General features: G+C 37.8%; 12 protein-coding genes. 4 read left to right on the forward strand and 8 right to left on the reverse strand.

Annotated elements, in window-relative coordinates; genetic code table 11:
* Positions 1-384 precede the first annotated feature (384 nt).
* Positions 385-744: a hypothetical protein gene (locus DBR11_RS19910; RefSeq protein WP_146186598.1), complete on the forward strand. Its 360-nt coding sequence runs from the start codon at positions 385-387 to the stop codon at positions 742-744.
* A 271-nt stretch (positions 745-1,015) separates the two neighbouring features.
* Here DBR11_RS19910 and DBR11_RS19920 read toward each other — a convergent pair whose 3' ends face one another.
* The 5 genes from DBR11_RS19920 to DBR11_RS19940 form a co-directional block, all read right to left on the reverse strand.
* Positions 1,016-2,245: a TlpA disulfide reductase family protein gene (locus DBR11_RS19920; protein WP_158275336.1), complete on the reverse strand. Its 1,230-nt coding sequence runs from the start codon at positions 2,243-2,245 to the stop codon at positions 1,016-1,018.
* 29 nt (positions 2,246-2,274) lie between these two features.
* Positions 2,275-3,615 (reverse strand): RagB/SusD family nutrient uptake outer membrane protein, encoded by a 1,341-nt coding sequence (locus DBR11_RS19925; RefSeq protein WP_233260838.1) that lies wholly within the window; start codon positions 3,613-3,615, stop codon positions 2,275-2,277.
* Positions 3,616-3,652: 37 nt separating this feature from the next.
* Complete coding sequence (locus DBR11_RS19930) at positions 3,653-7,246, reverse strand: SusC/RagA family TonB-linked outer membrane protein (RefSeq protein ID WP_158275338.1); 3,594 nt, start codon at positions 7,244-7,246, stop codon at positions 3,653-3,655.
* 231 nt (positions 7,247-7,477) lie between these two features.
* Positions 7,478-8,581, reverse strand: coding sequence for a FecR family protein (locus DBR11_RS19935; protein ID WP_108554379.1), 1,104 nt, complete (start codon positions 8,579-8,581; stop codon positions 7,478-7,480).
* A gap of 69 nt (positions 8,582-8,650) precedes the next feature.
* Entirely contained in the window at positions 8,651-9,244 is a 594-nt protein-coding gene (locus tag DBR11_RS19940) for a sigma-70 family RNA polymerase sigma factor (RefSeq protein ID WP_108554380.1), read from the reverse strand.
* A 588-nt stretch (positions 9,245-9,832) separates the two neighbouring features.
* On the opposite strand from DBR11_RS19940, the gene DBR11_RS19945 reads away from it, so the two are divergent.
* On the forward strand, positions 9,833-10,027 hold the full coding sequence (locus DBR11_RS19945; protein WP_108554381.1) for a hypothetical protein: 195 nt from the start codon (positions 9,833-9,835) through the stop codon (positions 10,025-10,027).
* Between the two features lie 378 nt (positions 10,028-10,405).
* On the opposite strand, the gene DBR11_RS19950 is transcribed toward DBR11_RS19945, so the two are convergent.
* Together DBR11_RS19950 and DBR11_RS19955 are read right to left on the reverse strand one after the other, a co-directional pair.
* Complete coding sequence (locus tag DBR11_RS19950) at positions 10,406-10,867, reverse strand: hypothetical protein (RefSeq protein ID WP_108554382.1); 462 nt, start codon at positions 10,865-10,867, stop codon at positions 10,406-10,408.
* Positions 10,868-11,297: 430 nt separating this feature from the next.
* Positions 11,298-11,756 (reverse strand): hypothetical protein, encoded by a 459-nt coding sequence (locus tag DBR11_RS19955; RefSeq protein WP_108554383.1) that lies wholly within the window; start codon positions 11,754-11,756, stop codon positions 11,298-11,300.
* A 322-nt stretch (positions 11,757-12,078) separates the two neighbouring features.
* Here DBR11_RS19955 and DBR11_RS19965 point away from each other — a divergent pair, with 322 nt between their 5' ends.
* Positions 12,079-12,954 (forward strand): AraC family transcriptional regulator, encoded by an 876-nt coding sequence (locus tag DBR11_RS19965; protein WP_108554384.1) that lies wholly within the window; start codon positions 12,079-12,081, stop codon positions 12,952-12,954.
* Between the two features lie 121 nt (positions 12,955-13,075).
* A complete protein-coding gene (locus DBR11_RS19970; protein ID WP_108554385.1) occupies positions 13,076-14,296 on the forward strand; it encodes a TCR/Tet family MFS transporter in 1,221 nt (406 codons plus the stop codon).
* A 54-nt stretch (positions 14,297-14,350) separates the two neighbouring features.
* Here DBR11_RS19970 and DBR11_RS19975 read toward each other — a convergent pair.
* The coding region (locus DBR11_RS19975; protein WP_108554386.1) for a PoNe immunity protein domain-containing protein at positions 14,351-15,010 on the reverse strand (660 nt) is incomplete at its 5' end.

Here is a 15,010-nt window from a genome sequence, read left to right on the forward strand (position 1 = left end):
GTCCTACTCAGCGCAGCTGAGCAAGAGCTGGCGTTAGTGAAGAAAGAATTGCGTGAAACACAGATGGAGCGCGATATTTTAAAAAAGGATAGCTATCACAATTATTGTTTTCCGAGCTTTTACAGGTTTTGATTTCACCACTTAGAGGATATGTGAACCTGAATACATCTACAGCTGTGAGCTACCTGGCCTATCTTTCGTATATGGCCATCTGCTCTCATCTGTTTTCTAAGAAAGTATCTATAGACGTTATAGCTTGAATACATTTTAACAGGGATTTGTTTAATACAACTCCCTATTAGGATTATTTCTTTTAATAGCAGCCTGTTTACTTTACCAGATATGCTTTCGCATATACTGGGAGCACTCTCCTTTTACCTGTATTTGAAGTTAAAAGGAATATATAGATGGGTCTTCCCCTTCTTATTATTCCTAACGGTAACTTTCGTTGTAACAAAAGGTTATGTTCTGTTGGGTGATATCCTCGACAATAAAGCTGGAGAGATTAATAAAAATAAAATTATAGCTTTAAACCTACCAGTTAAGGACGACAAAACAAATGAAGCATTTGATCTTCTAAAGCAAAAAGGCTACAGCTTTCGTTGTTTGATATTGGAAAGCAACAAAAAAGCAGAGGCATTTGGTGTAAAAACTTGTCCAACTACTGTTTTATTAGACAAAAATCGAAAGATCATTTTTAGAGGCCGGTTATCAGAGGCAGAAAAGTTTATTAACTATCGCTAAGAAAACGAAATCTGCACAATTAAAGAAGGGAATATTGGTTTTATAAAAATCAATGTAAAGATGGATTTAAAGGGTCAGTAAGTGAATCATTTAAGAAGAATGATAAAGCAATAGGATTTTATAGAATTTATAACGCTGGTAATTCATCACCCTCTTATATATCAACATCCCAGACACTCCTCCCAAAAAACCTGCACATCTTTTCACACCCAGGGCCTGTAAGTCCAGTTGGAAAAGAAGTGCAGGTTTTTTCCTTAATACCTGTATGCTTCTACATTTTAAAAATCTCTGCCAGTTTCTTTTCCAGATTTTCGCCTCTAAGATCATAAGCAATAATCTCTCCCTCTGGATTAATCAGTAAACTGGAGGGAATACCCTGAATATTATAAATCTTAGCTGCTTCATTTTCAAATCCATTCAAAGCGCTGATCTGCGTCCAGGGCATGCCATCTTCCTCCACAGCTTTGATCCAAGCCTCTTTCTTATCATCAAATGATACGCCCAGAACCTCCAAACCAGCAGATTTATACCTGTTATACGCACGCAGCACGTTAGGATTTTCACCTCTGCAGGGGCCGCACCAGGAGGCCCAGAAATCAACAAATACATATTTACCTTTAAAATCGTTTAGAGATACAGGTTTTCCATCAGCCGTGTTCTGAACAAAATTTGCAGCCTTTATATTTATTTTTTTCCTCTCTATTTCCTCCAAATAGTACTTCACCGTTTGAGCCGAGCCCGTTTTCTTCACTCCTTCACCAAGCTTATTATAAGCAATTTTTATCATTCCCATATCTCTGTACAGCTTTTCATCCTCCATTCTGCCAAAACGGTCAGCCCCAACAAACACCTGCCTTAACGCTATCCCAGCATAAAATTTAGAAGGATTTTTCTCCGAGAAAAGCACACATTGTTTAGCATATTCCGCTTCAGCATTAAATAAAGCATTTAATGTATTCAGAAATTTAGTATCATCAACATACACACCAGCGCTCCTGGTCTTCGAGAGCTTTATCCATTCGTTATTCAAGCCAGTCATTTTATCTTTCTGAAGCTTCACAAAAGTATTGAACGCCCTTCTTTCCAGCTCAATTTTAGAAGGCGCAATCACAGCCTTTCCAAGGGAATCTTTTGAATTCAACACGTTAGAACCATTTTCCACATAAATATTTAGCTTATCCATATGATCTAAAGTCTCATCTATTTTCCAGGAACGATTCATTAACTCGGCTTTACTGCTCCCATCGTGGCTTAAAACAAGCTCCAGCGAAAGCGGTTGTTTCACTGTAACTCCCTTAAAATAAAATGCTCCATTCTTTAGCGAAATGGTATGTTTGACCGCCGTATTTGCTTTTTGATCATAATAAGTCAGGTAAATTTTAGCAGGGGCATTCAACTTTCCAATCTTACCAGATAAGGTAAAATACTGTTGGGCCATACCAAAGGCAGGTAAAAAACAGGCTATAACAAGCCCTGTCCATTTCATTTTAATGGTTTTCATATTCATTTTTAATTATAGATTATAACTGTTTATCTTTTATTCAATGGCATAGTTGGATTAAAGCTCTGCACGGCCAAAGGAATCTGGAAAGTATAATTTGAGCTCCCCGGTTTAAGTATACTGAGCACCGTAACCCCATCTTTTCCAATCCGCTGCACAGCAGGCATTCTACCCTCCTTGTCCAGGCGCTTCATGTCACTCCAGCGCAAACCTTTAAAAGCCAGTTCCCTTCTTCTCTCCAGGAGTACAGCGGCGATAGCCTCCTCAGTGGTGCTGGCCTTGAGCGGAACATAATTATCTGGCGCAAACCTTTTTGTCCTGATATCCTGATTCACAATTTCCAGCGCACCCGCTATGTCTCCTGCCCTGGCCAAACATTCCGCTTTATCCAGATAGATCTCAGCGTAGGTTAGCCCACGATTTGGATTATACGATTGCAAAGAGCCATAATTATAAGAGCCATCCTCCTTCTTGGTTGCCAGAAATTTAATCCGGAGATCAGCATCCAGATCATATTTCGAAAGCAATTCATTAGAATACCTGAAGGTCAGGTTACCTCCATACCTTACCCATAATTCTTCCGGACTGCTATTGGTAGCTGGTAAAGATGTCCCGATATAATCATTATAATCCAGCAGTACTGCTTTTCCTGAATTTAAAACCAGATTGGCATATTTTAGAGCATTCGTATAATCGCCCATACTCATATAAATACGCGTCAGCATTCCATAAGCCACATTTTTAGTGGCCCTGGTATTGTTGATGTTGCTTACTGGAAGATCTCCAAGTACCGAAGTCAAATCATTGATCATACTGGCATAGGAAACCTGCAAAGACGGCCTTACCGGCAAAGGCTGGCTCACATCCGTACTTATTATATAGGGAACACCATAATTGCTTCCTGCAGTTGCAGGATCAAAAGCCGGAGAAAAGAAAGAAAGCAGGTGAAAATAGTTAAAAACCTTATCTGTCACTGCCTCCGCATACAACTGTTTCTTTTGTTGTGGCGTACCATCAGTAGCAGAAAGCACCCCCTCAGTAACCACGTTTAAATTTGCAATACGGTTGTACATATCCGCCCACAAATCCGGTCGGACCGTCGAATTGTTAATATATTCCACCCAGAAATAAAGATTTCCTTTCGGAGATGTTAAACTTTGAGTGGAAAAACTCTGATCCGCCAAATCATCCGTTGGATATATAACAGGTACATTTAAGCCAAATGGATTCACAATTCCATCAGCATTTAATATACCCTCATAGTCATTGACCGTCTCTGCAATAATAACCCCCTTCGGTTTGATATCCAGAAACTTTTTACAGGATAACATAAACACCACCGGAATGGCTAACGTATATAATAATTTCATTGATTTCATGCTGTTTGTATTTTGTTGAATTTTAAAATTAAAAACTCGTAGACAGAGAAAATGTATAAGCAGGTACAACAGGCAAGCCCCTTTGCCCCGACACATAGTTTAAAGTCTCCGGATCAATATCATTTCCACTAAACACGTACTTATATGGGTTTTGTACCTGAAAAATCAATTTTGTTTGCTGTAAACCCAGCGCACGGGCCAGTTTATTTTTCAAATTGTAGGTAAGTGTCACATCCCGCACCGCGATATAATCCATTTTACGAACAAACTGCATCCCGTACTGATACCCTGCTCTGGTGTCTATATATCCAGGCGTTCCATAGGCCCCACCAAAACCGGGAATATTGGTTGTTTTTTCATCTCCCTGATTTTTCCAGAAGTTTTGAGCCCCATTCACCGGTCTCTGATCAAAAATGCTGGGAGGCTGGATCAAAGCCACATTTCCTCCATAATACATCATCAGCACAGATAAACTAAAATCACCAAAACCAAACTGATTGTTAAATCCCAAAGCATATTTCGGGTCATTTACACCAACAAACTTCAAGGCACTTAAAGGCACATCTACCTGTGGCGAAAAACTCAGCACGACCAAATTTCCATTCTGGTCTCTCACCTGCGGTTGTCCGTTTGCATCCAATCCGGCATAATCTAAGGCAAGAACCGAATTCATCGGATGCCCTTCAATATTTTCTGCCCCACCAGCCCTGGTGAAATTGAAAAAACCACTATACGTATTCTTAACCTTCAATACCTTACTGCTGTTAAAGGACCCCGTTAACTGGGTTCTCCAAAAAAAACTTCCTCTCTGCACATTCAAAGTCGAAATGCTCAGATCAATACCCTTATTTTCAACAGAAGCATTATTGGTTAGCAAATTATTAAAGCCAAGGGTGGGATCAGAGGCAATCTGTGAAAAGATATCCTCCCCCCGCTTTATATAATAATCAAAAGCTCCCGATACACGACTACCCATAATAGAAAAGTCAACGCCGGCATTGAAATTGAAGGTTTTCTCCCATCTCAGCGCATTATTTCTGGGCGCCAGAACAGCATATCCAACCACCGGATTAGGTACATAACTGTTGATGCTGCTTTGAAGCAAATTAAAAGGGCCACTTCCCTTTTTTATATTCCCATTATAACCCGCTGCCGTACGTAGCTTTAATTCATCCAGCCAATTCAGATTTTTCATAAAATCTTCATGACGCAAATTCCAGGAAAGACCTGTTGACCATAAAGGCGTGTAACGAAACTTAGCATCCATACCAAAAAGATTAGACTGGTCAATTCTTAAACTTCCCGTTACCGTATACTTCTGGTTATAGGTATAAGCTCCGTTAACATAGTAAGATAAAAACCGATCTTCTATACTGGTTTCATTAAAATATTGAGAAAACTGCGTCTGATCTCCAACATAACCTCCTACACCAGATACAATATTGCCGATAAAGTCGGGATAGTAATTAAAATTGCCCAACAAGGCTAAATCAACTGGCTTAATGGATAAAGTATTGCCGTTATATCCAAATTGGGTAGATAGCTTACCACTATTACCCATCTGCCGTCTCTCCGCTCCGGCTAGAAAAGAAACATCATGTTTATCTTTCAACAATTTGTTGTAAGTGAGCTGTGCCCTTAGGGTATATGAAGTAAGGCTGTTGTCTTGTGTTTTATTGACTCCTCCCTGTGGAATACCAAAAATCGGGTTACCGGTAACAGGATCCATTTTAGCAAAATAATTGAGCATAATCCGCGTCTCATAGGCATTTTCTGATGCTATACTTACCATTTTATCTATCTGTCTTTCGTATACACCGCCAACTTCCAGGTTTAGCCCGCTTAAAATATTCACCTTCAAATTTCCCTGCGCACGGTACAAATCGCTCCTGGATTTATTTGAAGACTCAAACATCTCTTTATAAGGATAATACATCTCATCATACAAGCCCATAGCAATATTTTCCTGGTTCCCTGCAGAACTAATGGTACCATAACTGTCGCCAAAGCCAAAAAAATTGTAATTCATGGGGGCAAAATAAGATGGCAAAGCATTTCCATTAACATCCAGGAAATGTTGGTATGGCCTAAAAGCCATATAATCGGGAGTAGCTACCTGGTTGCTGTTGCTATTGGTATATACGGTCTGTATATCCAGGCTTATCCTTTTAGAAAGGTCAAAAGCGCCCCTAAAATTAATATTGGTTTTATTAAAATCAGAGAACTTCTCCGATCCCCTGTTGTCCTGTTGGTTCAGACCAAAGAAATAATTGGCTCCTGCGTTACCACCGCCAACATTAAAGTTATAGGTCTGCAACAATTGATTCTGGAGAAAAATCTTCTTATAGTCTTCTGTATTATCATAGGCCGCCAGTTCATTATAAGCTTGCTCTGCCTCAGCAGCAGTAATTTTATTGTTGTATAAATCATCCGTAATGCTAAAAACGGGTGTATAAGTTCCATTGACCTGATCTATATATTCTTTACTCAGCCCTTGGTTTACGATATCGTTCAACGCCGAAGCCTTTTCAAAATCGATATAATCTTTGCCTTTTAACAAATTCAGTTTATTGTAATCCGGTTTGGGTTTTAGCGTCAGTGCAGTTGTAAAATGAAGAACAGGTTTGCCAGCAGTACCTTTTTTAGTATTGATGACCACCACACCATTAGAAGCCCGTACCCCATAAATGGCTGCCGAAGCCGCGTCCTTCAAAATTGTAATGCTTTCTATGTCGTATGGATTGATCGATTCGATATCAATTTCAGTAGGATATCCGTTCAGCACAATCAAGGGTTTTTTAATCGCCTGAAAAGTAGAAACTCCTCTGATGGTAAAAGGACTAGTATTGTTAGGATCGGCCCAGCTGTTCCTGGACTGATTCAGGTTTAAGATAAGCCCTGGCAACCGCCCTTCCATATTAGCTACTATATTTCCATTTACCGGCACGGTTTGCAGATAGGTATCCCGGTTAATGGTAGAATAGGCACCAGTGAGCTGCGATTTCTTTAAAGTCTGGTAACCGGTAGAAACAACAGCAATCTCATTTAAACTGGTTTGATTTTCCTGAAGGATCACTACTGGTAGCACAGACAAAGCAGAGGCTTTAAACTCCCGGCTCTGAAAACCAATATAAGAGATGGATACAAGCTCATCCGCATCTACATTTATCAGTGTAAAATTACCCTGAAGATCTGCAGTGACTACTTTTTCACCATGTTTAACCGATATCGTTGCCCCACTAAGCGGTCTTCCATCTTTATCTGTTACCTTAGCTCTTACATCAATCCTTTTGAAATAGCTTGTAATTTTATCCAGTAGTTTAGCGTTATTTCTGGAAACAATGGCAATGGTTTGGTCCCGGATCACAAAATCAAACTCCCTTGCTGGAAGGCACTGCCGCATGACCTGCTCTAATGAAGCTCCATTAAAATTCACATTGATATAGGCGGCCGGATTGAACTGCCCCGTTTGCCATAAGATATTATAACCTGTTTGCTTTTCAATTTCTCTGAAGACTTCCTTTATTGGAATATGATTTCGTTTTAACGTAACCTTTTGCGCTAAAGAAGCTGCACTTACATGGAGTATTGCCGCAAAAAGCACCAGTGTGGTTAATTTCATGATCATCAATATTTTCTTTATGCAGGACATATTCCTGCATCTAAAATTTGTAGAAATTTTATACATTTGAGTTGTTTGGGTGGAATCAATAATTAATTGTTTGCGCAGTTAAAATGTACCTGGACAATCAGCCGGGATTGTTTCGAGCTTTCCCGGTTCCTTTTCCAGATCCATATTGTCTATTATTCCGGTGCCGATTTTTTTCTTGGTTTCATGTTTGTTTGGTTTAGTTTATCTGTTGTTATTTTTCACAATAATGGTACTCTTACTGACATCAAATTTTACCCCTCCAACAATTTCCAGTTTTTCCAGGACCTTAGACAGGTTTAAAGAACGTGAAACACGACCACTAAACTTTTTCGACTTCAGAGCGGTATCTTCAAAGACCGTCTCTACATTGTACCATCTGGAGATTTTTTTCATTACCTCCTCAAGTGTATCTCCGTCAAAAACGAAAAGCCCTTGTTTCCAGGCAATCGCCTCCATCGCATCTACGCTGATTAAACTGATCTGACCGTTTAAAAGTGTAGTCTGCTCATTCGGCTTAAGGATGACGTGCTGATTCAATTCAATACTGCCCTCCAGCAACGTTGTTATCGTTTTTCCTTCCTCTGCGTAGCTGCTGATGTTAAAGTGCGTACCCAATACCTCTACCAACTGCCCTGTACTTTTCACCTTAAAGGGGTGAGTTGCGTCTTTTGCAACTTCGAAATATGCCTCTCCTTCCAGTTCTACACTACGGTCTCCCTTCAAAGCAAAACGAACAGGGTATTGTAAAACCGATGCCGCATTGAGCCAAACCTTGGTGCCATCAGGTAATTCTACCTGGTACTGGCCACCGCGGGGAGTTTCAATCCGGTTAAGTAAATTGCTGTTAACGGCGTTCTCAGCATGAATTTTATAAACAATTTGTCCATCTGCTGTTTTAGAGATCTCAACTCCGGCTTCTGTTGCTATAGATCCATTGGAAACATCGTTCAAAGAAATTCTCTTGCCATTTCCCATAATAAGATAGGCTTTGTTTATACCCGGCACAATATCTTGTTGATTAGATTTTCCATCGCGTCCCATGTAATATAAACTGCCCGCTACAATAAATAAAACAGCCGCCGCTGCAGTAAACCATTTTTTATAATTTGATTTTTTTACGGAGTAACCCATACTTTGTTTTAACCGGCTCCATACCCTTTCACCTGTCTGCTGTTCGTCTCCCGGAAATTCCGCATCTCTATAAGCAATCTCCTGGTACCAGCCCATTAGCTCTTCCCTTTCCGAATGGCTTGCAACCCCTTCTTTATACTTTTGGATCAATACGTTTATTCTGGATGGTTCCATTGCTTAACTGATTATCAATATGGGGAGTACCATGAAAGGATCAGAACCCTACATGCAAGATTAAAAAAATCAGAAAAAATCCCGATATATATGCTGAGCCATAAGAATCAGCACCCCAGAATCCTTTAAATTGCTGCGAATAATTTTTAAAGCCCGGGTCAGGTTAGCCTCAACGCCTTTTTCACTGATCTGCAATTCTTCCGCGATCTGCGCATTCTTCATACCTTTTTCCCTGCTGTATATAAAGACCAATCTGCATTTCTCTGGCATGGTCTCTACAATACCATCAATATATTCCTTAAGGAACAAGGCATCCAACAGCTCCTCGTCATTTGTACATTCAGGAGTATAATAATTTTGTTTAGCGAGTAAAACTCTTCTGTTCTGGCGCTGATAATATTTAAAAATGCTGAATTTAACAGAAGTAGCCAGAAATGCAGACAAGTTGTGAATATCCAATTCTTCCCCTCTCCGCTCCCATAAATTTAAAAACACCTCATGAAGAAGGTCTTCTGTTACGGCTTTATCCTTACAATGATTCCAGGAAACGAGCAATAACTTTTTCCAATACCGCTGGTAGATCTCTGAAAACGCAACATGATCATTCAGCTTTAAAAAAGCAGTCAATTCAGCATCAGAAAGGGCACTATATTCTATCGCCATGAAATTTTCAGCCCAATATTAATAAATATTTACATAAACCAACAATTGGTTTATGTAAATATTTATTAATCATTGTCCTTTAAACCTTTTGATATTTTACTGAGACCGAGAGCATATTCTAAGATAGCAAAAATACTTTGTTAGGCGATCACCCTGGTTATGGAATTAAAGATCAAATCGGTAAGTTTTAACAAAAATGCTCTATCACCGAATACCAAATAGAAGCGTACAATAAACTAGTCTCCAAGTGATTTCAAAATAAAAGAATAGATAATATACTGAATTTGCATCTAATTGGCTAGACTTTAATCATTGCCTACGTTATGTATAATCGAATCAATATTACCGTCATATTTTGAAGATGAATTATTAAGAACTTCCTTTCACCACCCCCTCCGGTCTGCAACCAGGAAAAATATGTTTTCATGAGCAAGCCTCAGAGCCTGTAAGGCTCAGCTCGATCAGAAAACATATTTCTCCCCCAACCTTCCTCGCCTAGACTAAGCCCACACTAATAATTCTCCTTAATAAATATATTTTCGAAATGTTTTGTGATTATTTAGAAGTATCACGTCTACATTAGCATAAATGAGAGCAGCAGAAAAACGGACCAATAGACCAGCGCAGAAAAAAGATAAAAAACCAATCCAGAAAAAGAACGACATCTTTTTCAAAAGTGCATTTGAAGATTATTTCTGCGACATGCTGCGCTTTCTTTACAAAGACGCAGATCAAATCTTTGATCTCGAAAAACCCATTAGCTTCATGATAAAGAACTGCTAGAGATCTCCCCAGACCGGAATAAAAAAGGCGGAACCAGAAACGCAGACATGCTCGCCAAAATATACCTTCGCACCGGAAAACAGGAACTCTTTATGCTACATTTAGAAATCCAGACCGTAACCAGCCCTAAATTCCCATCCCGGGTATTCAAATACTGGTACAGATTAACCGACCGCTACGACCACCCCATTGTTTCCCACACCATATTTACAGGCGTACCCGGCCAGAAACGTCTGTCCAACTCCAGGATAAAGTCAATTTATATAACTCATATTTCGCATTTGCAATCCACTTTTAAGAACTGCTTAAAACATCTTAGGAATGGTTTTTACATTGAACGAATTATAAAATTCACGGCTAACTTTTGATGCTAGCCATTCATTGAATGGAATCTCTATTGATAAGTGCATCGTAATCAAAGGTTGTAAATAGAAGAATAGTATCATTTGTACCATCAAAACTAGGTGTAAGTCCAATTTCATACGTTTTATTTCTTAGCCAAAACAAGGAGTCAAAATCTAATTCACTTACATGCTGAATTGTTGCATTATCTGGTATACCGAACAATGAAATAAGGGTATTAAACAAATTCTTACTGAAAGGAACCTTTAAATACAGGCAATATTCAGATCCACTTCTAAGAGCATTTAAATTTCTTATGGGTGCATCAAACAAAGTATAAACCTTATTAGCTTTTAAGCCCATGTTATAGTTTAAAATTACTAAATAATGGTTATTAACAATTAATCTAAGGTTGTCTGGGCGTTGCATGTAAGTAAAATCGCTCTCAATAAAAGCACAGATTTTTTCAGAGTTTGTTATGATATCTTTTAGTTCCATTGATTAACTAGTTGTCTGTCCAGAAATGCGTACTGAAATTAAAGATTTTAAAACAATAAAAACAGACAGGTACTTTAACACAAAAGATAATAAAAAAATCAAGATAACATTAAACAAATCCAACACTAAGAATCTTACACTTAAGTTTCTAAAGAATACCATCGCAATGATTCCAGGGGTAACTATAAACGGGCTTGGGTAATGCAACCTTTTGTTTAATGGGTCTTTTATACACAAATATGCATTTACAAACCCTAAAGCAACACCAATAACCAGTGTTAGAACCAATTATATCTTTTTCCTATCCATTTAACCTTTTAAATAATTGAAATCCTTGTACATAATCTTTAGCTGCTCATAAAAAAAGAAGCTACTTCGCTTTATTTGGAGGACAGCTTCTTTTCTTTCAACTAAATTGACTGTTAATAAACTATTGTAGTAAAGCCTGCAGATACTCCGGCGTTATTTGTGGTAATTCCATATTTGGATCTTTGGCTTTCATCTTTTTGATTTCCTCATTTCCTTTTTTCTGGCCATCCATTAAATACTTGAAGAATTTATCGGAGATATTTATTTCATCAGCTGATTTCAGCGAACATACGTATTGATCGCCTTCAAGCCGAACGTGATTATAAAAACGATACAAAACTGCCCTTGCTTTAGCCAATTCGGGCTTCTGATATTTGGTCTTGCTGTGGTCGTTTATCTCTTTGTTTAGTTTTTCGAGATCAACGTCGATGTATTCGTTTTTCATCATCAGACGTTTAGTTTCACCACCCGTTTTGGTGGCCCGGATGGCTTCAAGTTTTTCTTGGCTCATACCGTCCTCTGATTTTACACATGCAAAGGCCAGTGTACATACCAGCCAAAGGTAAATTGTTCTTTTCATAAGATAAGAGTTGTTTTTAATTGGTTGCATATTAAGAGCCACGCGTGAATAACATTATATTTGCTTCTATTTATAAGACCCCTAACTATCGGGCAAGTGGTATCGTTAGGATTAAAAACACATCATTTATACCTGAATATGCTGGTAAGCTTAATTTTTATCCGTCGGCAGTAGATAGTCTGTAAAACATGATGATGATAACCCAACGATTGGTATTTGTTGTGCCGGGATAAGAATAGTATTGAAGCTGAATTTTCCTTAAGAGTAAAGCAGCACCTCATTAGGATTTGCTGTAGACACGCTTTTTTTCCGACATTTGACCATGGCTCTATTTATAACCTTGGATAACGTCTATAAATTGTACAATCTTGATCCTTCAAAAAAGACGGAAGGGATAGTGATTCTCAGTCAACAAAATGACCAAAAGAAGAAATATACAAGTCATAGTCGCCTATTTGATGGTTTATTATTAGGATTCATGGTACAAGGATCTATGAAATCGCAAATCCACTTTTTAGAGTATGAAATAAACTCGGGTGATATTGCTGTTTTACAACCGCAATTGATGATCGACACAAAGTCATTGAGTGAAGATGCAGAAATATTGACAATTGGTCTTTCATTAGATTTTATTACAGAATTTCCGATTCTACGTGAGTTTGTAATGAATAATCAAATTAGATGGCAACCAATTATCAGACTTCAACCCGAAGACATAAAGCTCCAAAATGAATTATTGACACTTATACAAAAATTCTATCATAAAAACCCGAGTTCCAATAAGACGCAAATGCTCCGCCATCTCGTTATGGTTCTGATTAGTATGATTTCTGAAATATATTCTAATTTACCGAAAAACAAAAGCTTAGTAAAGAACCGTACACATGAGATTATTGACGATTTTTATCAACTAATTTCAAAGCATTCTAATCAACAAAGAAACGTTTCGTTTTATGCTAAAAAATTACATTTGACACCGCAATATCTTTCTACTTTCCTAAAACAGAAAACTGGAAAATCTGTATTACAGTGGATTGATCATATCACAACTCTGCATGCCAAAACATTATTAAAATCTTCTGCCTTATCAATTAAAGAAATTAGCAATGAGCTTCATTTTGAAGAAACAAGTGTCTTTTGCAGATACTTTAAAAGAATTGTAGGTGTGTCGCCAAAAACCTACAGAAACGAATATTAAATTATATTCAGTTAGGTATCTACACTATTTACAGGTCGCTGAACACATTAGCTTTCAGATTGTATGTAAACACCATTAAATTGTCAATACCCCTCTATTTATCTCTGTATAATTTTACAGCATGAAAAAAACAGGGAAAAAAGCAGCCATTGGATTTATATTTATCACATTGGTGATTGATATTACAGGTTGGGGAATTATACTTCCCGTGGTTCCGAAACTTATTGGAGAACTTATCCATAGTGATCTTAGCGAAGCTGCAAAATATGGAGGTTGGCTCGGCTTCGCTTATGCTATTACACAATTTATATTTGCACCTATAGTGGGTAATCTCAGTGATAAATATGGAAGACGCCCAATTATTTTAATGTCTCTTTTTGGATTTGCCATTGACTATATACTATTAGCAATTGCGCCCTCCATTGGTTGGTTATTTTTTGGAAGAATCATTGCTGGACTTACTGGGGCTAGCATTTCAACAGCTAGTGCATATATTGCTGACATATCCACCGATGAAGATAGAACCAAAAATTTCGGCTTAATAGGTGCAGCTTTTGGATTAGGATTTATCATAGGCCCGGTAATCGGTGGTTTGCTTGGACATTATGGAGCAAGAGTTCCCTTTTATGCTGCTGCTATGCTATGCATGGCGAATTTTCTTTATGGGCTGCTTATACTGCCAGAAAGTTTAGAAAAAGATAAACGTAGGTCATTTAACTGGAAACGGGCAAATCCCATCGGAACATTTAATTTTTTGAGAAAACAATCAAAAATATCAAGCCTTGTCGTTGCTTTAATTTTGGTCTATGTCGCTCTTCATGCTGTACAGAGCAACTGGCATTTCTTTACCATGTATAAATTCAATTGGACAGAGCGAACTGTAGGCTTGTCGCTTGGTTTACTTGGCTTATTGATTGGATTAGTTCAAGGAGTTCTGATAAGATGGACAACCCCAAAATTAGGAGAACACAAGAGTGTATATTTTGGGTTATTATTCTATGCTCTGGGTTTAATGTTATTTGCATTTACTCATAAAGGGTGGATGATGTTTCTTTTTCTCATCCCATATTCTTTAGGAGGAATCTGTGGACCTGCACTACAATCAATAATCAGTAAAAATGTGCCTTCAAATGAACAGGGTGAACTACAAGGAGCATTAGCAAGTTTAGTGAGTACTACTTCTATTATAGGCCCTCCGATTATGACGAATTTATTCTATTATTTTACACATGATAATGCGCCATTTGAATTTTCAGGAGCACCATTTTTTCTAGGGTCCATTTTAATGTCTATTATTGCGATTATTATATATTTTGCTTTTCAACGAAAAAGCAAATCGTAAATAAACCCTATTCAGAATTAAAATTACAAATTATATGTAATAGGAATCAATGTGTTAACTATGCAACGATACATTTGTAATACCTGGCACCCAATGAACCAAATCGTAAGGATAATAAGCATTATCTTCAAAACTGCTGTCATCAAGTCCCATTACCTTTACTAAAGCCGCTAATTCCCAAGCCCAATAGCCGGCATAGAATTTTGTTTTATGACTTTCATAGGAACCTTGAAGGGTTTCTCTTGTATAGAAATGGTTTTCTAAAGTATTTTTTACAATCGCTTCTGCTTCCTGCTTCGAGGTTGATTTTAATATTGCCGATAATTTCTGAATATAGGTTTCATCCGGAAACTGCAGCGTATTTGATATGGGGTGTGGGTCATATTTTAAATGCACCAAACCGTCTAAAACAAAATCTTCATAACCTTCTTCAACATAGCGTTCTGATATTTTTTTAAACTCTTCCCGATCAATATTTAATAAAATCCCTATGGCTAATATCTTTGAACTGTGCATATATAAACCATTTAAGAGAGCCTGTTTATTAATAGCAAGGAGATAAAACTTTAAATTTGTTAAATAAAATTTTTGCCAATTTTCATTTATTGCCTGCCCCATCGAATACCAGTAGGATATATAGGTGTATATATCTGACGAAATATTATTGCCGAAATTTTTCAATGCTACCAAATTGTTTTCCTGAATATATTGGTC

It is taken from the genome of Pedobacter sp. HMWF019 (assembly GCF_003061025.1).
Classification (GTDB): Bacteria; Bacteroidota; Bacteroidia; order Sphingobacteriales; family Sphingobacteriaceae; genus Pedobacter.